Raw genomic sequence first — 19502 nt, 5'->3', positions numbered from 1 at the left:
CCCGGCCGCCGCCGGGCGGCCCCCACCCCCGGCACGACGAGGACGAAGGAGACGCCCATGCGGATGGAGCTGCACGACGGCTGGACGGTGCGCGCCGTCCGGGGACCAGCCCCGGACGCCCTGGCCGACCGCGAGGTACCCGCCACGGTGCCCGGCTGCGTGCACACCGACCTGCTGGCGCTCGACCTCATCCCCGACCCCTACCAGGACCGCAACGAGGCAGAACTCCACTGGATCGGCCGCACCGACTGGCGCTACCGCACCACCTTCGACTGGGAACCCGGTGACGGCACCGAACGCGTCGACCTCGCCTGCGCCGGCCTCGACACCATCGCCCGCCTCGAACTCAACGGGCATGTCATCGCCGGCACCGCCAACATGCACCGCGCCTACCGGTTCGACGTCACCGACCAGCTCCGCGCCGGACCCAACGAACTCACCGTCACCTTCACCTCCGCCCTCGACCACGCCGACCGGGTCCGCGAGCTCCTCGGGCACCGCCCGCACACCAATCACCACCCCTACAACCAGATCCGCAAGATGGCCTGCAACTTCGGGTGGGACTGGGGGCCGGACCTGGTCACCGCCGGCATCTGGCGCCCCCTGGCCCTCGAACGCTGGCACGGCGCGCGCCTCACCTCGGTGCGCCCGCTGGCCACCGTCGACGCCGACGGCGACGGGGTCGTCCACGTCCACGTCGACGTCGACCGCGCCCCGGGCCACGACGACGAGCTGCCCGTCACCGTCCACGTCGGCGTGGTCGCCGCCGCCGGCGTCGTCCCCGCCGGCGCGACCACCACCACGATCGAGGCCCGCGTCGACCAGCCCCGGCGGTGGTGGCCCCACGGCTACGGCGACCAACACCGCTACCCGGTCGACGTCGCCCTCACCGTCGAGGACCAACCCACCCCGGACAACGGCGATCTGACCACCTGGGCCGGCGAGGTCGGGTTCCGCAGCGTCCGCCTCGACACCGAACCCGACGAACACGGCACGCCCTTCACCTTCGTCGTCAACGACGTCCCCGTCTTCGCCCGAGGCGTCAACTGGATCCCCGACGACTGCTTCCCGCACCGTGTCGACGCCGCCCGCTACCGGCAGCGGCTCGCCCAGGCCCGCGACGCCGGGGTCAACCTGGTCCGCGTGTGGGGCGGCGGGATCTACGAGTCCGACGACTTCTACGACGCCTGCGACGAACTGGGCATCCTCACCTGGCAGGACTTCCTCTTCGCCTGCGCCGCCTACCCCGAGGAGGAGCCGCTGCGGTCCGAGGTCGAGGCGGAGGCCCGCGACGCCATCACCCGCCTGGCGCCCCACCCCAGCCTCGTGCTGTGGAACGGCAACAACGAGAACATCTGGGGCCACCACGACTGGGGGTGGCGGGACCAGCTCGGCGACCGCACGTGGGGAGCCGGCTACTACCACCGGCTCCTGCCCGACCTCCTCGCCGAACTCGACCCCACCCGGCCCTACTCCGCCGGCAGCCCCTGGTCGTTCTCCCACGACATCCACCCCAACGACCCGGCCCACGGCGCCACCCACATCTGGGACGTGTGGAACCAGCGGGACTACACCGCCTACCGCGACCACGTGCCCCGCTTCGTCGCCGAGTTCGGCTTCCAGGGGCCACCCGCGTACGCGACCCTGCGGGCCAGCCTCAGCGACGACCCCCTCCGGCCGGACAGCCCGGGCATGCTCGCCCACCAGAAGGCCGAGGACGGCAACGGCAAACTCGCCAGGGGGCTCGCCGAGCACTTCCCCGAACCCCAGGACTTCGACGACTGGTTCTGGGCGACCCAGCTCAACCAGGCCAGGGCCCTGCGGTTCGGGGTCGAGCACTTCCGCTCCCACGCGCCCCGCTGCGCCGGGACCGTGTGGTGGCAGCTCAACGACTGCTGGCCCGTCACCTCCTGGTCGGTGGTCGACGGCCAGGGCCGCCGCAAACCCGCCTGGTACGCGCTGCGCGCCGCCTACCAGGACCGGCTCGTCACCGTCCGCCCCCGCCCCGGTGGGCTCGCCGCCGTGCTGTGCAACGAGACCGACGAACCCTGGACGACCCGGCTCGTCGTCGCCAGGACCGCGTTCGCCGGTGCCGTCCTCGGCGAGGTCCGCCACCAGCTGACCGTGCCCCCCAGGGCCGTGCACGAGGAACCGCTGCCCGACACGATCACCACCGCCACCGACCCGGCCGCCGAACTGCTCGTCGCCACCGCCGGTGACGTGCGCGCGACGTGGTTCCACCTGCCCGACCTGGAACTGGCCCTGCCCGTCCCCGAACTCACCACCGCCGTGGAAGCCCTGGAGGACGGCTACCGGGTCGAGGTCACCGCCGGGACCCTCGTCCGGGACCTCGCCCTGCTCGCCGACCGGGTCGCCTCGGACGCGGAGGTGGACGACATGCTCGGCACGCTCCTGCCTGGGGAGAGCACCAGCATCGTGGTGCGCACCGCCCTGCCCGTGGACCCCGAGGACCTGGTGGCGCCGCTGGTGCTGCGCTCGGCCAACCAACTGCTGCGCTGAGCGGCGGACTGGTCACCGGGGACGTGAAGCCGGCGGGTCGAGGCCCGCCGGCCCGCTCCCCTCGGTGGGCCCGCTCCCGGGCCCCGGGAGTCGGAGAGCTCGGAACCGGGCGTTCGGGCCTTCGAGCTCCGGGGCCGTGGACCTCCGGGGTCCCGGGGGGCGTCGGCCCTGCTCGCCTGGGTACCCGCCTTCCTGGCCGGGTGGGCCGAGCTCGACCACGTCGACGTCCTCACCCGCGTCACCTTCCTCGCGGTCAACGCCCTCGTCATCCTGCTCGACGAGGCCCTGCCCGAGGATCTGGCGCTGCGCGGCTAAGCGTGGACGACGATCCGGGAAAGCGGGACACCGTTCCTCGCGACCCTGCTCGCACCGTGATGTTCCCGCTGAGCGCCAACGGAACCTCCCGCGTACCCGTCGGCAGCGATCCCGTCGTCTACGTCGTGCAGCTGGTCCTGCACGGCCTCGCGCTGTGCGCCGCCCACCGCCTCCCGATCCCCTCGGCGCTCGCCGTGGCCCTGCCTTCCCCGTCGCCCAGCTCACGGTCACCCGGGTGCTCCTCGGCGGGCTCGGCTGGCTCGACTCCAGCGTCCGCGTCGAGTTCACCCAGCCCGACGCGATGGCGCTGATCTTCGTGCGCATCGCGTTCGGCGGACTCGTCTTCCTGACCCTGCGGAAGCTGCTGGAACGTCGCGCTGCCCGGCAGGAGGAGGTCCGCACCGCCGCCTGAACCAGCACGGGGGTCGCGTGCACACGGCACGCGACCCCCGTGTCGCCCTACGGGGCGACAGGACGCGTTCGTTCCCGCCGGGTGACAACCCGGACAGCTTCGGTGGTGCGAGGCTCGGCGGAGGCGACGAGGCCAGGAACACCTCGCAACACCCCCGCCCTCGACGAACCGCCGGAGCCGCTGACGGATTGTTGGAACTCCTGCTCCCACGTCCCTCGTAGTTCAGGAAGCAATGGGTGTGGCGCCCTACCGATGGAACCACTCAGATCCCGCTGGGTTCAGTCGTGAAGCGGCGCGATCAGCCACAAGGGCGGGGTAATGTCCGCGCGGCGTATCACGTCACGTGCTGGGTGAAACCGGGCCGGCCGCACCTCCCCACAAGGTGCGCACTGCTGAGAAGCGTCACCAGCGCCGTGGAAACGCGAGGTCCGAGATGCGGGGCTGCGAAAGGACTCCGGAAAAAACACGGACGTCACTGACACTGCCACGCCAGTAGCTCGCGTCGCTCTCGGCGCGGCCAATCTGAATCCCGTCCTCGGAGCTGGCGGAGTACACGTGATCCACCTTCTTGTCCAACCGGGCGTCGACGTGGAGGCTGACCTGGCGTTCGGCGGAGTCGTAGAGGCCAACGAGGTGAGTCCACTGTCCCTCACGAGCGGACCTGAGACTTTCCGCCACGATCGGGCCCTCCGTTTCGGGCGGACCAGGTAGCACGAAAGCCCACCTGCCGCTGGAGGCCCGATACTGCAGTTGGGCGCCATTACCCAGGCTTATTGCGGTCTGCGACGAAGTCCCCAAGTCCTCACTGTAAACCCAGACCGAGACGGAGAAGCTCTTTGAGGTGTCCACGGCTGCTGGGATGTCTGCCACATGACCGGATTGACCGTCCAACTCCAGGACCGTCGTCGCCATGTAGTCGTCCTCGCGCCACGTCGCGCCCCCGCGTACGACGCCGGGATGGTTCCACTGGGACTCGTCGGGGATGGTTCCGTCCGCGCTCTCCTCCAGACCCCAGTGCCCCTTCAGAACGACCTGGTTGAAGATCTCGGCGACCTCGTCAGCGGCGAGAGCGCGCTCGTACACTCGCACCTCGTCCACCGCTCCTGCCCAGAAGTCGGAAGTTCGCCCACCTGACTGGGCGGCGCCGATGCGGACCGAGCCGGTGGCGTTCCAATGGGAGCTCACCTCTGCGGAGGACTGCTCGACACCGTCGACGTACAAGATGATGCGCTCCCGGTGGGCCTCGTAGACACCCGCGAGGTGGGTCCAGCGTCCATCGGTGTCAGCCGGTTCGACGGACAGGGCTCGCGCGGTCGTCGAGCTACCTCCGTCGGCGCTGGGCAGTGAGAAGGCCCACCGGTCCTCGTCTCGCGAGTAGTGCAGATGGTAACCGGAGGACTGTGCGCCGTCCTGGCTGACAGCGGTGCGCGAGAGTTCCTTGCCAGTCAGCTGCACCCAGGCGGTCACGGCGAAGCTGTTGTCGGTACGCACTCCAGCGGAGTCCGTGGTCAGGTGTCCGGTCGCGCCGTCGAAGTGGGGTGCGTTGCCGGCATGGCCATCGCTCCACCGGACGGTCCCCGCGACGGAGGCGGCGTGCCCGTTGCCGCTGGAGTCCGGGGTGGTCGTTCCGTCGAACTCGTCGAACTTCCAGTGACTCACCGCTGGAGTGCGGCCGGCCACCAGGAACGAGTAGTAGGTGACGGGGGACAGGTTACCGGCCCGATCCTGGGATCGAACGGAAAGCGTGTACGGTCCGTCGCTGGTCGGAGTGATTTCGACGGTGGCTGGCCCGCCGAGCCCGTCGGTCGGCGCAGGGGTGGTGAGACTGGGAGGGACGGTCGAATACAGGTAGCGGACCACGTCGTCAACGCCGTTCGCCTCGAAGGTGAACTCACCGGGGATGCCCATGCCACCGGCCCACTTGTCTCGCGGGTACGTGGTCGAGGAGACGGTAGGTGGTGAGTGCGGTGCGGTGGCGTCGATCACCATCTCACAGGGCTGGGAGTACGGGGAGTAGGCGACGCCGTCGTGCGCCCGTACCCGCCAGAAGTACGTCTCGCCCTCACTCAGCTGTCCCTCCGGCACGGTGATCTCAGCGGAGGAACCAGAGGGAGTGCGGGACACGCTGCGACTGCCAGTAGCTTCCTGACCGACGAGCCCCCACTCGAAGTGCGCGGTCAGCAGCCCTCCGTTCTGGCTCGACACCCGCGCGCGCAGGCGCGGCGTGGTCGTGGACAACCAAGGACGAGCGGCCCCGACATCGCAGGCCACTGCTCCACCCTGCATGGACAGCTCCGACGGTTGGTCGAGGTGGGAGTCACCGCCGTCCTCTAGCGCCATGCGGGGTACCTCGGATCGCGAACGCTCCCCAGTGCGGATCGCATCAGCCACCGTCGTCCCGTGCGAGGGTGTCCCAATTCCCCCGTCACTCGGCGATGCCACCGCATGGGGAGCGGAGAACGTCGTCGCGACGACGGTTGCCGCCATGATGGCCCGCGCCGCCACTCGCCACAGTCCTTGTCTCGACAATTGCTGATACCCCTCTCGTTTCGGATCTGGTCAAAACGACGTGAACCTAGAGCGGTGCGGCACCGTTCGGGTACGGAGTGTGAGCTTCATGATCAAATGCGGGTGATTTTCGGGAATCGCGTAACGAATGTCGCGGGGTGGAGGATGAATAGGCCCTTTTTTGGCTGATCGGAGGATGGGTTATTTTCCGACCGTTCAGCTGTCGGAATGGCAAATCATTGCCGAGACGTGGGGTTCGTGCTGTCCTGGCCGGTTCGCCATTTCCCGGGAGCTGTGCCGGGTGACTGGAAGACGCGCTCGGTGGGGACGCGGTTGCGTCGAACGGCATGGGGATGCGGGCGGCCGGCATGCAGGGGTAACGCCCTTCGGCGACCGAGGCCGGCTGCTGACGAGGAAACGGGGTGCCGACACGCGCCAGCCTCCTTCGTCGTCTTCCCTGGGCAGGGTCGACGCGCGGCTCGGGCTCGACTCCTGCGTGGGCGTGTTGCCCCGATCCGACGGCTTTGACCTGCTGGTACGGAGATCGTCCTGCCGTTCCGCCCGATGGGCGTGGCGGGTGGCGCCCATCCGGGCTGTGGCGCGGCTGCTCGGTGCGCACCCCGCGCTGCTGCGCCACCAGACGTGCCGCACCTCGGTCGAGGACGGCGTTGCCCGGTGTGGCCGTCACGGTGCCGTCTCCCAGCCCGGGTTCCGACGCTGCTCGAACCGACCGGACAGGTGCGATATCGGGCTCTCCGATTCCTTCGGTTCAACGACGTGGCGGATGTGCCTCCGTTTTTTCTCAAGGCAGTCGGAAATGTCTATCTCATCCCCGAGTGTCCGAAGTGGTTGCTCGTTCGGCGCGCTCCGGGAAAGTCCTGTCGCCGATACAGGGGAAGAGCAGGGGTGGCGTGGAGTGGAACAGGAGGATTCGGAAAATGCTGGCGGAGCCGAGGCTCCGGCGCCTGCGTGCTGAGGCAGAGGTGGGCGGGGGCTGAGCCCCGGGCCGTCGATGGCTTTCGGACGCTCTCCCGGTGCGCAGCGAGCAGGAGCTGGCGATAGGTCACTCGGGCGGGAGCGTTGGGCTGTTCTGGCGGTACCCCGCGAGCTACCCGGCTGGGGTCAGGAGCCTGCGGGCCGGCTGAGCCTCATCGCGTCGCAGACGACGAGCCCGCCGTCAGCCGGGAGAGCCGGGCGGGGCGCCGTCGCGGCCCTGATGCCTCGGGCCGGCGTTCCGCCCCCCGGCAGGAGTCACACGCCCGACCACTCCGGACAACGGAGACACCCGGCGGACGAACGACCTCGCTCACCGTTCCCCGTCGGCCCGGGTGATGATGGCGGTCAGGCTCTCCTCGTCCACGACGAGCGGCGCGGCCAGGGTCTCCACCCAGTCCCGCCGTGCCTTCCCGTCCAGTTCGGCCCAGCGGGGGTGGTTGCTCGCCCGCCGGGCGAGGAGTTCCCACTGGTGCGGGTGCTCGGCGAGCCGGTACCAGCCCGCCTCCGTCCGGGCGGCAGCCGACGACCCCGTTGACTCCAGCGCGGCCACGAGCGCGTCCCGCAGGCGGTGCACCGCCGAGGCGAACACCGGGCTGCCAGCCAGCGGACCCGCCGAGGCCTCGGGGATGTCGAACTTGAGCACCATCGCCGCGCGGAGCAGCACCCGGAGCTGGGCGAGGTCGTCGAACTCGACCAGTTCTGACACGTGACCTCTCCTCCGTCCTCGAACGTCCGGGCAGGTCCCACACCGGGCCCCTACCCGACCTGCCCTTCCCGGCAAGCCCCGCCTGGCCTGCCCGCCATGCCCGGTCGCACATCGCCGGGCCACGCGCCGGAGCTGGGCAGGGGCCAGCCACCGACGAGGGCACTGTCGGTCTCCGCGCGGTCGCCCATGTGGAGATGTCGCCACGCCCCCGTGTGGTCTGGGGCGCGGAGCCCACCGCGCCCCACCCCGGCTCTCAGCCGGCGGTGTCGACAGCGTCGAGGTGGAAGGCGCCGTCCCCGTCGGCGGAGATCAACCCGGCCCGCCCAGCGGCCTGGTGGCGGGCCAGGAACCGCACGAACCGCTCGGCGATGTCCTCGGCATCGTCCTTGCCGACCTCGCACAGCGCGTACAGGTCCGTGCTGACCTTGCCCATCCCCCGGAACGTGCCCTCGACCCCCACTGGAACCCCGTTGGAGACGACGAGCTTCCCGCCCGCGACGCGCACGTGGGTGAACGCATCGGCCCGCACGAGACCGTGGTCGGTGCGCACCCAGAGTGCTGCGGTGGCTGTCACGACGCGGACGGTACCGGGCACGGGCGTCACACCCTTGCGGAACGGGGAAACCGGGGGCGCGGGCGACCAGCCCGCCGAAGCCGGCGGGGTGCGCTCCTCCCGGCCGCCCCCCGGCGGCCGCCTGTCGCCGAGGTCGTGCTCGACGACGACGCCGTCGCACCGCCGACCCGGAACACCACCTCCGGCCGCCCGGCCGCCCGGTCAGCCGGCGGACAGCGGGCCGGCGGTCACACTGGTCCGTCCCGCCTGGTCCAACCGGTAGTGCCGGGCCAACCAGTCCGCGCCGCCCTGGAGTTCGGTGTCGGTGAACGCCCGGTCGACGACGACGAGGTCGGCGATGTCGATGTCCGCGTACACCCCGGTGGTGGCCGCGTTCGTCGCCAACGTCAGCCCCGGCAGACTCGCCGCGGGCCCGGTTCCGGTGACGATCCGGGTCACCTCGTGACCATAGGTCAGGTGCCGGGACCGTTCACCGTCGAACACGGCGGCGAACACGTTCCACCGGCCCACTCCCGTCCACACGGTGGCCGCGTCGGGCGCCGACAGGCCGCCCGCCCCGCACATCATGTGGCACAACGGGTTCCCTGCCGTGAACCATGCCAGGTAGGAGCCGGAGTGCCCGGACACCCAGGTGCCGTGCACGTCGCGGGGCCGGGCCACCAGGAACACCGTCACCGGGGGCGTGTGGGCGCGGGACCAGGCCGGCGACTGCATCCAACGCGGGCCGTCGACGCGGTCGAACCGCAGGAACCACCGGCCGGCCTCCACCCGGAGTTCCGGGCGGGCGTCCTCCCGTTCCTGGCGCGGCCCCGGTTCCGTGCCCTGGTGGGGGGTGAACTCGGCGATCCGGTCGCCCGGTCCGCCGTCGAGCTCGGACGCGCGCAACGCCACCACCACTCCCCGGTTCGCCGCCGGGTCCCGGCCCACCGGGTGGTCCGGGGTGGGTGGCGCGGAGCGGGGGACCAGTGGCAGCCGCAGCTGGTCGGCGATCAACCGCGCGGTGAGGCCGTGGCCGGCGTCGGAGAGGTGGATGCGGTCGACGTGCACGAGGTCCATGTCGGCGTCGTCCACGTCCTGGGTGACGGGGAAGTGGGCGGACACGTCGATGACGGCGACGTCGTCGAGTTCCTTCGCCAGCTGGTGCGCCGCCCGCGCGTAGTCCTCCCAGCGGTGGGCCGGGGTGGTGACGTCGAAACGGCGGAAGGTGTGCAACAGCAGGATCGACGGGCGGCGGGAACACACCGTGCGGTAAAGGTTCAGCTGCTGGCGCATCCGCTCCGCGTACACCTCCGGGGCCACCCCGGCCGCGTAGTCGTTCGCGCCGAGCTGGATGACGATGAGGTCGGGGTCCAACCGGGCCACCCGGTCGCAGTGCGAACCCATGATCCGGGAGGGCAGGTAGTTGCCGGACTGGGTGCCGCCCTTGCCGGCGATGAACACCTGGATGCCGGTGCCGGCGCTGTCGGTGTGCGCGTAGACGCCGCTGATCGTCACCGCCTCCCGGGCGGTGATCCGCACCGTCCGCGTGCCGGGCGGCAACGGCGGACTGGTCCACTCGCCGTCGGCCCGGTCGGCCTGCCCCGACCGGTCGGGGATGACGCTGACCGGGGCACCGCCGTCGACGGAGACCTCGAAGGACCCGTTGTTCGACCCCTGGCCGTGGAACACGGTGAGCAGGGTAGTGCCCGAGGGGAGGTCCCGTTCGATCCACTCACCACCGAGCAGCCGACGGGACCGGAAACCCAGGTCGGCGTCGACGATCAGCGGCACCCCGGAGGACAGCCACCCGCCGTCGGCTGCCGGGTAGTGCCGCCCGGGTTCGCCGAGGATCTGCCCGAGCCGGGAGACGAAGGACCGTTCGATGTGGCTGGCCCCCACCCCCTGGGTGCTGCTGGAGCCGACCGCGACCACCCGCACCTTCCGCAGCCCGGTCTGCGACCAGGCGCGTCCCCACTGCCACAGACCCGGGACCGTCGCCCGGGCCGGCCGGACCTCGCCCGTGCCCGGCGGGGAGGACGCGCCACCGAGCTGGCCGGCGAACCCGGTCAGCAGGGACGCCCCGGCGGTTCCCAGGCCGATGGTCCCCCGGTGCGCGGGCGCCACCGGGCGGAGGGGAGCCTCGGGCCGTGGCGGCGCCTCGCCCCCGCCGGCTCCGGCCGCGGCCATCGCCGCCACCGGCGAGCCCGCCTCGGACAGCGGAGCTCCCGATGTGGCCGCCCGGACCACGGCACGTTCCTCAACGGACAGTGACACCGGGACCGCGCGCGGCAGGTCCACCACCGGACCCTCCACACGCACCACCTTGGTGCGCACGCGCATGCCCAGCACGTGTTCCTCGACGTGCAGGAGGGTCTCCACGGCGTCGTCGAGGTCGACGGGACACGTCACGCGGTGCGGGATCCTCCCGTTCACCAGTTCCACCGAGAACGTGTCGTCGGGTACCAGGGCCGTTTTCCCGTTCTCCACGACCCGGCGCAGCGGTGTGATCAACAACCGTCCCTGCGCGGGAGACCAACCATTCGAGGCCAGCCAGCGGCCGACCAACGTCACCACACCGGATTCAGGCATGTGACCGTCCTTCCTCATAGAAACGGACACCGTGTCGCCTGTACGAACGAGGCTACCCTTTCCATACTCCCGCATTCGGCGGGTCGCGGGCCACGCCTTTCCCGGGAAATTCCGACGCCCGGCGGAACCCCCGGGTAAAGGCCGCGAGCGTTGTCGTTCCGGTGGTCGGGACGAGCGGACGCCATTCCTGGTCGGGCAGCGGAACCGGAAAACCATTCACTCACTCGGCCCAGTGAACCGTTCGCGTCGACACGGTGGACACGTCGTGACCGCGCTGGCTGCCCCAACCACGGGGGCGCGGTCGGCCAACCGGGGCGGCCGGGGTGGACGGGTCATCGCACGGTCGCCAACCACGCGTGGTCCCGGGCCCGGGTGATCGCGACCAGCAACCGCCGGTCCATCAGGGAGGCGTCCTGGTCGTCCTCGGTGCCGCGCAGGACGACCAGGACGGCCCCGAACTCCATGCCCTTCGCCCGGTGCACCGTGCCCACCTTCACCCCGGACTGGGTGCCGTCGTAGTCCTTCAGCGGCATCGCCAGCACACCAGCCTGCCGCAACCACCGGATCGCCTGGCTGACGTCGTCGTTGCTGCCCAGCAGGACCGCCGTCTCCTCGTGCGCCTCGCTCACCACCTTCGCCTCGGTGACCAGTGCCTGCTCCAACTCCTCGGCCGGCCCCGACCAGCGGTGCACGGTCCCGCCGGCGAGGGTGGCGGTGACCTCCCGCAGGGTCGCCCCAGGAGCCCCGTCCTCCTCGTCGAGCTGGTTCGGCGCGGGAACGTCCTGCGCGGCGGCCAGCACGGCCCGGGTGTTGCGGTAGTTCACCCGCAGCGTCTCGCCGCGCCCCTGCACGTGGATGCCGGCGTCGATCAGCCGCCACCCACCCGGGTACACCTGCTGTTGCCCGTCGCCGACGAGGAGCAGACCGTCCGGGCGGTCCCCGACGAGGGTGTGGAGGAGCCGCAGACCCACCTGGGGCAGGTCCTGGACCTCGTCGACGACGACGGCGGCGAAGGGCTCGGCCAGCGGGCGCTCCCGGACCTCCTCGGTGGCCAGGACGAGCACGTCGTTGTGGTCGGTGAGACCGCGCTCGGCGAGGTTGCGCTGGTACGCCTGGTGCAGCTGCCACACCTGCTCGCGGCGGCCGGCGTCGAGCCCCCCGCCCGCGATGCCCCGCCCCCGCCGGTTCGCCCGCTGGTACTCGGCGAGATCGTTGATGCCCCGGCCCTTGATGACGTGGTCGATCTCCTCCCGCCAGTACTGGGGGTTGGCGTTCACCCTCGGCAGGTCGGTCTGGCGGTTCACCTTCGACCAGGCGAGGAAGAAGCACGTGCTCACCTTGTCGTGATCGTTGCGCACGTGGCGTCCCCGTTCCTCGAGGAACTGGCGCGCCCACAGGTGCAGGTTCTCCACCCGAACCCGGTCGGCGACCTCCGGTGCCAACCGGCGGAAGCTGGTGGCGTGGGTGCGCAGCAGGGTGGTGACGAGCGTGGTCAGCAGCAGGGGGCCGGTGGTCTCGCGGGCGATCCGCCGCAGCCGGTGCAGGGCGACGACGGTCTTCCCGGTGCCGGCGGGGCCGCTGATCCGCGCCGGACCGTTGTACTGGCGGTGCACCAGCCGCAGCTGGGTTTCGTCCAGGTAGGTCAACCACTCGGCGAAGGGGCCGTTCACCGCCCGCCGCAGCGAGGACTCCCGCAGACCCGCCGCCCCGAACAGGCTTCCCTCCTCCGGCGGTGGCGCGGTCTCGGGGAGGTCGACGAGGACGTGGTCGGGCAGGGCGGCCGCGATCCGGCCGGCCAGGTCGACCGCCGAGGCGCCGCTGAGGACCTGGTAGTCGCGGTCGGCCACCAGCGTTGGCACGTCAGCGGCGGTGCGCACCAGGTATCGCCCGTTGGTCCGCAGGTCGGTGAGGTGGTCGGGGCGGACGACGATCATCCGGACGGAGGCGATCCGGCGTCCGAAATCCAGTGGGATCGCCCCGAGCAACCGTTCCGCGCCGCGGTGCAGCCGGCGGATCTGGTCGTCGTCCGGGCGGCGGTCGACCGATAGGAGCGCGGCCACCCCGAACGGGCCCACGACGTAGGCGTCCAGATCCCGGTCGGTGCGAATGGGCAGCGCCCCACCGGAGGGGGAGGGCACGAGGAGTCGAACGCCCGAGGAATAGCGGTGCAGGAGCTCACCGAGCGCCTGCTGCCCCCATCGCGGTAACTGGCTCAGCGTCGCGTGGTGTTCCGCCAGGACTTTCCACAGCCGTTGGTGCCGCCGTTCCCGAGCGCTGATCACACGAGCCCCCCAACAAATCGTGCGCGGCTATTCACTCCTCACTCCCTCGACGTTATTGCCGGCGCACCCGCCCCGAGAAGTCCGTAACCCAGTCGGCGGTGGGGAATTACCCGGTTGGCCCAATCTTCGTGAGGATCGGGAGCGAGCACCAGGCCTTTGTTGTCCCCGGGTGACCAACGGCGGCGGTCACGATGCGCTTCCGCCGTACTCCGCCCCCAATCGGGTGCCGCCCGCTGAGACGGACGCTGCTCTGACACCGGCGGGCTGGCGGCGCCGGTCAGGTGGTGAGCGGAGAAAGGGGCGTCAGGGCCCGTCGCACCTGCTGCCGTCCGGCGCGGTGTGCACCGGGTACTTGCCGTTCTTGTTGAGCGTGATGCGTCCCCGTCCGCACTTCGGGCAGCGGTGGCCGCTCCGAGGGCGCCGGCACCTGGCGAGGTCGCGGTCGTGGACGAATTGTGTCGTCCCCGAGCCGTCGCATTCCCGCTCGCGGGCCCAGGAGATGAACCCGGCGGAGTAGTCGTAGTGGCGGGGAAGGGTCCGTCCCTTCGTCAACGACAGTCGTAGGCAGCAGTCTCGGCAGTGCACCAAGGGAGTCTCCCTCGTCCGTGGTCACGCTCTTGGGTTGTGACACTCAGTGCGTGTTCGGATACCTGAAGTACTGAATCGTTCGATGGAGGCGAAGTCAGGGTGGGGGTGAGCGCCGTGCGAAGGGCGACTGGGTTCGTCGGCGTTGCCCGGACATGCGGTCGCTCGCTCGTCGAGACTGGCCATCCCGCGCCTACCGCATGCTTCGCTCGCCGAGTAGCGCCGGCCTCCGAGGACTAGTGCGGCAAACCAACACCACCGGGCCGAGGCCTTGAGACCACCTGCTCGTCGAACAGCTCATCGAGCCTTGGACGAGCAGCGCGCTGCCCGCCTGACGCTCAGCGCCTGCCTCGTGGGAATACGAACGATGAGTTGCCAGCTGGGGCGGTCATCACGCATCCCACGCCTGGTGACCACACCTGATTGGCCACGTCACGAGGTGTCTACGGTGCGAGAAGCCGCAACACGTTGCTCGATCCCAAGCTGTCACTCAGCTGGAACCTCGTAGGAGCGATGAGGACCCGACGCCGCCAGCCGGCAACGGGCGCGGGACCGCGAGTTGGAACTCCTCGTAGGAGCGATGAGGACCGTGCCACGGTCACGGTGTGCCGCCACCGCTACGCGTTGGGACTCCTCGTAGGAGCGATGAGGACGCGTTGGCTCACAGAGCAGGAGGCCAGCCGGTCCGAGTTGGGACTCCTCGTAGGAGCGATGAGGACCTCGTCCTCTGCGGCGGCGGCACGCAGGTCCGTGGCGTTGGAACTCCTCGTAGGAGCGATGAGGACCAGGCCCCGGACAAATCCGCTGTCACCGTAGATGACGGTTGGAACTCCTCGTAGGAGCGATGAGGACTCGTGGGACGACACCGAGGCGCTGGTCATCCACGGGTTGGAACTCCTCGTAGGAGCGATGAGGACCCGCCACCAAGGTTGGACGGTCCTGGAACATCAAGTTGGAACTCCTCGTAGGAGCGATGAGGACCTTGGCTCTGGGAGGCATCCACGCTGATGCGCGAGATGTTGGAACTCCTCGTAGGAGCGATGAGGACCCGAGGGTAAAGTCGCAGGTCAGCATACACCTGGGCGGCTTCAACGACGCCCGATTCGCAGCGAACCCGAGGTTTGACATCAGACCCGGGGGGTTCGCTGAAATTCGGCTGCACGTGGTGGTGGCTCCCGTCTCCAACTACCCGGCGTCTCCGTGGCAGGGACGCAGCTCGGTGAGCAGGGGGTGAAGCGTTCCGCCCGCCGAGCCCAACCGCGTTCCGGCCGTCCAGCAAGGCTATCGGGCACGTGCCTCCTGCCAGACGCCGAACCGAGCCGGCTCCTCCACCTCCGGTGCGCCGAACCTGCTCCTCCGGATGGCCCGCCCACGCGGCGCGACGGCGGCTTCGATGGTGGCCGGGCGGTGGGGACGTCGAGAGTGCGCGGATACCTCGTCCGTCGGGGGCGCGGGCACCTGGCTCGTGGGCGCGCGTCCCCCGAGAACAGACCGGACATCCGGGCTTTGGACGCGCCGGGTGGTGTCCCCACCGCGTACCGTGGTGGCGGCGGGTTTTCTCCCCGCCCGCCGTTGGCCTCACGGATTTTCCTTGCTGTACTGGCCGGATGGAAACAGACAGCGCGCCGCCCCGGAACCGGGTCGAGCTGACCTCGGGATGGGACAGCGCCGCCGTTCTGGTCGACGGGCGCTGGCTCGAACGCCGGCCGAGGCGACCGGAGGTCGCCGCCGCCCTGCTCCGTGAGTCCCGGCTCCTGCCGTGGCTGGCCGGCCGGCTGCCGATCCGCGTGCCGACACCCACGGTCGTCCAGGCCGATCCGATCGTGGTCCGCCACGAGCTGGTGCCTGGGCGGCCGATCAGCGAGTTCACCGCGGAGCAGGGCGCCGCCCTCGGTGGTTTCCTGGCCGCCCTCCACGTGGTGGACCCCGTCGAGGCGGTGGCGCACGGGCTGTTCACCCGCCGGGCCACCCGACAAGAGCGTTCCGGTTTGCTGCTCCGCCTCACCTCCGAGGTAGTGCCGCTGTTGCCGACGGTGCACCGCCCGCGCGCCGAGCGGTTGTTGTCGGTCGTGGCCTCGTTACCCGCGGACCACGTGGTGCACGGTGACCTCGGCCCGGAGCACGTCCTCACGACCAACGGCGTGATCACGGGTGTCATCGACTTCGGGGACGTGCACCTGGGAGACCCGGCGATCGATCTCGCCTGGGCGTTGTACGGCACGCCGGAGCACTTCGCGCGGGCGCTGGTGGCGGCGTACCACCCGTCGCAGGACATGGTGGAGCGTGCCCTGGTGTGGCACCAACTGGGTCCGTGGCACGAGGTGCTGCACGGGTTGGACACCGGGGACGGCGCGTTGGTGGACTCCGGCATCGCGGGTGTGCTCTGCCGGCTCGGCAGCTGACGCCTCCCAGCCCGTGGCGAGGCGCAGGTTCCCGTGGGAGGCGGCGGCTGTTCGTCACCAGGCCGATGTGTTGGCGCGGCAGGTGCGTGACGAGGCGGTGAGCGGGCTGCTGGTCGAAGGGTCGAGGACGGTCGGGCGTTCCGCACCGCCTGGCGGCCCTCGCGCTCGGACGCACGGGGGAGCGGGGGAGCAGGGGAACAGGGCGGGCGAAGCCAGGGCACGAGACGTCGCAAGTCGGCTCCGGCACCGACGAGGCGGAGGTGCGGGGCCGGCGGCGCGGCACCCCCGCTGCGAGCTGAGGGCCTGGCCGAGATCCCCGCGCGGAGAACGCACCGACCTGCTCCCCACCGGCAGCGAGGTGGAACGCCAGGTCGACGAGGCTGGGCACCAGTCGGAAGCCCGTCCGCGCGACCCGGTCGCTCACCGAGCGGGCACACCTCGCGAACGTGTTCGCGTCACGGGTGCCGGCTACCCGCACAGTGGACCGGGAGGACGCGCGCGGCACGCTGGCGCGCCGACGTGGGTACGTCTCCCTCGCGGATCTCGCCGGGAACGGTACCCCTCCCCTGCCGGAAGCGCTGCGCGACTCGTCCGTGAGCCGCACGCGGGAGCAGGAGCCACGTGGCCCGCAGCGCGACGCGCCCTCACCGACCGTGCTGCTCGCCTCGGTCGCCCGACCGGGCAACTCCGCACCGGGCCGGGCGGGGGCGCGGACGCGGCATCGGGTCGTGGTTCCTGATCCACGGCGAACGACGTGGTCCTCGGTGCCTAGCCAGGCGTTCGGGCGGACCAGCTTGTCGCTTCCGTGCGGGTGTCAGGTCCCGAGGATGTCCCCGATCAGCCTTTGCACTCGGGGGATGTCAGCGAGGGGCTCGCCCTGCCCGTCCCGTTCCGGAGCTGGCTCGGCGGCGGCTTCGAGCGGGTTCACGAGCCGATGCAGGCCGACGCGCGTCAGCGCCCCGTCCATCTCCGTGATGCCGCTGAGCGCGAGGACGGACACGCCTTGGTCGAGCGCGGCCATGAGCCGTGCCACGTCATCGGATGGAAGGCGTTCGGTGTCCGGTCGGGCTTCGGTCGCGATGCGCCCGTAGGCGTCGATCATCCGCCGCATGCGTTCGCGGAGCGCCTTGACGAGTTCGTCGTCCCTGGCGGCGGTGGCGATGAACTCCAGTGTCGCCAGCCCGAATCCTCGCACCAGCCCTGCGACGTCCATGTCAGCGGCACCTGGTTCCGACGCGGCGGTGGTCGCCGCGCCGACCTTCCGGAGTGGATTCCACCCCCCGCCGTTCAGCGTCTCCAGGTTGTAGTCCATCGCGGCGAGGAACAGGTCCGACTTGCCGTTGAAGTTCGAGTACACCGCGCCCTTGGAGAACCCGGCCTCACCAGCGATGCCCTCCAGGCTCGCGGTGTGGTAGCCGTCGCGCGCGAACGCGTTGAGCGCCGCGATGACGAGCGCTTCACGGGTCTCTCGTCGTCGTTCCGCCTGCGTCCGCCGAGTGCGGGGTGGAGGGGCTGAGCGGGCATCGGCCATGTCGTCACCCTACTGGTTGACCTACCAACCGTATCTGGATACCGTCGGTATGAAGATACCGCCGGTATCAAAATCTGAAGGGTGAGTGCCGTGGGTGGTGCTGTGTTGGAGGTGGACAACCTCACCCGACGGTTCGGTGCCGTCGTCGCGAACGACGGGATCGGACTGCGGGTGCGGCCCGGGGAGGTGGTCGGGCTGCTGGGTCACAACGGCGCGGGCAAGACGACACTGGTCTCGCAGGTGGTCGGACTGCTGCGACCCGAGGACGGCTCGATCAGGGTCGCGGGCACCGACGCCGTCGCCGAACCGGCGACAGCCCGCCGGGCGGTGGCGCTCCAACCCCAGGCCCAGGCGCCGTTGGACGGGCTCACCCCGAAGATGGCGATCGAGATCGCCGGCCGGCTCAGGGGCATGTCCCGCGCCGACGCGCGAGCCGGCGCACGCGCCCTGGCCGACGAGCTGGACATCGGCGAGTGGTTCGACCGTCCAGCGACCCCTGACGGCGGCGGCCTGTCAGGCGGTGTCCGCCGCCTCACCGCGTTCGCCATGGCAGCCGTCGCGCCGGTGCCGCTGATCGTCCTCGACGAGCCGACCAACGACGTCGACGCGGCACGGCGTCGCCGCCTGTGGAAGGTGGTGCGCCGCCTCGGCGACGAAGGGGCGGGCGTGCTGCTCGTCACCCACAACGTCACCGAGGCGGAGCGGGTGGTCGACGCCCTGGTCATCCTCGACCACGGCAGGGTCGTCGCCGCCGGTTCACCGAGCCGACTCCGGGGATCGAGCGACGCCGACCTCCAGCTCGAACTCTCGCTCCACCCGGACGGTGAGGACCCCTCCGAGTCCCTCGCCCAGGCACCGATCCCGATCAACCGGCGGGTCCGAGTCGGACGCCGGGTGCTCCTGACCCTCGCCGCCGTCGACGCCGAGGCGGCCGTCGCGTGGGCCACGGCACTGCGGAGAACCGAACGGATCGACGGCTACTCCCTGGCCCCGGCCACCCTCGAAGACGCCTACCTCGCCGCCACGTCGAGCGCCAACACGAACACGACGACACGTACGGAAGATGCCGCTGATGTCTGAGCAGAGCACCCTCTCGCCACCAGCACCCAGGTCCGCCGGGGTACCGCCGCGCATCGGGATCTGGTTGAGCTACGGAAACCTGTTGCGCTGGATGATGGCCCAGACCGGCGCCATGCTCCCGTTCGTCATCGTCGTCCAGGCGCTGCTCGCGGCCGGGATCATCATCGGGTTCGGCTTCGTCATCCCCGACATCGACACCTCGTCGGCCCAGTTCCTCTCCACCGGCACGCCCACCGTGCTCCTGATGTTCATCGGGCTCGTCATGGTGCCCCACAGCGTGGCTCAGGCACGCACCACCGGCACGTTCACCTACCTCCGGTCGCTGCCGGTGCCTCGGCCGCTGCTCCTCATGGCCGACCTGGCGATCTGGCTCCTCGTCGCCCTGCCCAGCGTCGCCGTCGCCGTGGTCGTGGCGCACCTGCGTTACGGATTCGGCTACTCCTTCGACTGGCCTGTCCTCCTGACCGCGTCCATCCTCGCCGCGGTCACCGCCACCGCGGTCGGCTATGCGATCGCCGTGTCCCTGCCGCCGCTCATCACGCAGCTCGTCACCCAGGTACTGGTGTTCTTCGTGATGCTCTTCTCGCCGGTCACCTTCCCGGCGAGTCAGCTCCCGACCTGGTTCCAGGCAGTCCACGACGTGCTTCCGTTCAGGGCGGCCGCTGACCTGCTCCGTGCGGGACTGCTCGCCGACACCTACACCGCGAGCTGGCGCGACCTCGTCGTCCTCCTCGCCTGGTGCGCCCTCGGAGTCGCCGTCGGTATCCGCGCGCTGACCCGCCGGAACTGACGATCCTCATCCTCCACGGGGCCTGTTCGCCCTTGAGGCCGTGGACTAGGGCGCTGCTGGTTCGCCTCCCGTGGGACGTTCTCGATGTCCGCCCTCCGACGGGAACTCAGCCGGCGGTGGACACGAGGGCAGCGCCGTCCGTCGCCGACGAATGGGTGGGCTTCCTCGGGTGGCCCTCGGCGAGGTTCGCCGGCGGCGCCCCTTTCCGTGGGCGGGGGTGTCGTCCTCGTCCC

12 protein-coding genes and 1 CRISPR repeat array are annotated in these 19502 nt (G+C 70.7%); of the genes, 5 read left to right on the top strand and 7 right to left on the bottom strand.

The window, feature by feature from the left end:
• Window positions 1-57 precede the first annotated feature (57 nt).
• On the top strand, window positions 58-2520 hold the full coding sequence (locus C1701_RS02610) for a glycoside hydrolase family 2 protein (protein ID WP_103055473.1): 2463 nt from the start codon (window positions 58-60) through the stop codon (window positions 2518-2520).
• Between the two features lie 469 nt (window positions 2521-2989).
• Entirely contained in the window at window positions 2990-3247 is a 258-nt protein-coding gene (locus C1701_RS27055) for a hypothetical protein (protein ID WP_337662100.1), read from the top strand.
• Window positions 3248-3649: 402 nt separating this feature from the next.
• Here C1701_RS27055 and C1701_RS02605 read toward each other — a convergent pair whose 3' ends face one another.
• The 6 genes from C1701_RS02605 to C1701_RS27050 all read right to left on the bottom strand — a co-directional run bounded on the left by C1701_RS02605 (window position 3650) and on the right by C1701_RS27050 (window position 13469).
• Window positions 3650-5485, bottom strand: a complete 1836-nt coding sequence (locus C1701_RS02605; RefSeq protein WP_337662099.1) for a LamG-like jellyroll fold domain-containing protein — start codon at window positions 5483-5485, stop codon at window positions 3650-3652.
• Between the two features lie 1576 nt (window positions 5486-7061).
• Window positions 7062-7457 (bottom strand): hypothetical protein, encoded by a 396-nt coding sequence (locus C1701_RS02600; RefSeq protein ID WP_103055471.1) that lies wholly within the window; start codon window positions 7455-7457, stop codon window positions 7062-7064.
• A gap of 253 nt (window positions 7458-7710) precedes the next feature.
• Window positions 7711-8031, bottom strand: coding sequence for a hypothetical protein (locus tag C1701_RS02595; RefSeq protein ID WP_337662098.1), 321 nt, complete (start codon window positions 8029-8031; stop codon window positions 7711-7713).
• 201 nt (window positions 8032-8232) lie between these two features.
• Window positions 8233-10599 carry an SGNH/GDSL hydrolase family protein gene (locus C1701_RS02590; RefSeq protein WP_337662097.1) on the bottom strand — a complete coding sequence of 789 codons (2367 nt, stop codon included), beginning with the start codon at window positions 10597-10599 and terminating at the stop codon, window positions 8233-8235.
• Window positions 10600-10931: 332 nt separating this feature from the next.
• The gene (locus C1701_RS02585; protein ID WP_103055468.1) at window positions 10932-12881 is read right to left on the bottom strand and encodes a UvrD-helicase domain-containing protein; all 1950 of its coding nucleotides are present in this window, start codon (window positions 12879-12881) and stop codon (window positions 10932-10934) included.
• A gap of 303 nt (window positions 12882-13184) precedes the next feature.
• Window positions 13185-13469: a hypothetical protein gene (locus C1701_RS27050; RefSeq protein ID WP_155886158.1), complete on the bottom strand. Its 285-nt coding sequence runs from the start codon at window positions 13467-13469 to the stop codon at window positions 13185-13187.
• A gap of 555 nt (window positions 13470-14024) precedes the next feature.
• A CRISPR array of direct repeats spans window positions 14025-14514; the repeat unit is 30 nt; unit sequence GTTGGAACTCCTCGTAGGAGCGATGAGGAC.
• A gap of 559 nt (window positions 14515-15073) precedes the next feature.
• Between C1701_RS27050 and C1701_RS02580 the strand changes: the two genes are divergently transcribed.
• Window positions 15074-15868, top strand: a complete 795-nt coding sequence (locus C1701_RS02580; RefSeq protein WP_103055467.1) for a phosphotransferase — start codon at window positions 15074-15076, stop codon at window positions 15866-15868.
• Window positions 15869-16682: 814 nt separating this feature from the next.
• Here the strand turns inward: C1701_RS02580 and C1701_RS02575 are convergent.
• Window positions 16683-17399, bottom strand: a complete 717-nt coding sequence (locus C1701_RS02575; protein WP_103055466.1) for a TetR/AcrR family transcriptional regulator — start codon at window positions 17397-17399, stop codon at window positions 16683-16685.
• An 81-nt stretch (window positions 17400-17480) separates the two neighbouring features.
• On the opposite strand from C1701_RS02575, the gene C1701_RS02570 reads away from it, so the two are divergent.
• Together C1701_RS02570 and C1701_RS02565 are read left to right on the top strand one after the other, a co-directional pair.
• Window positions 17481-18479 (top strand): ABC transporter ATP-binding protein, encoded by a 999-nt coding sequence (locus tag C1701_RS02570; RefSeq protein WP_248783823.1) that lies wholly within the window; start codon window positions 17481-17483, stop codon window positions 18477-18479.
• Window positions 18472-19269 carry an ABC transporter permease gene (locus tag C1701_RS02565; RefSeq protein ID WP_026419147.1) on the top strand — a complete coding sequence of 266 codons (798 nt, stop codon included), beginning with the start codon at window positions 18472-18474 and terminating at the stop codon, window positions 19267-19269. Before C1701_RS02570 ends, C1701_RS02565 begins: the two co-directional genes overlap by 8 nt.
• The last annotated feature ends 233 nt before the right edge of the window (window positions 19270-19502 follow it).

Source organism: Actinoalloteichus sp. AHMU CJ021, from assembly GCF_002895405.1.
GTDB lineage: Bacteria > Actinomycetota > Actinomycetes > Mycobacteriales > Pseudonocardiaceae > Actinoalloteichus_B > Actinoalloteichus_B caeruleus.
The sequence above is the reverse complement of the archived record's forward strand: the minus strand, read 5'-3'. Positions and strand labels throughout refer to the sequence as shown.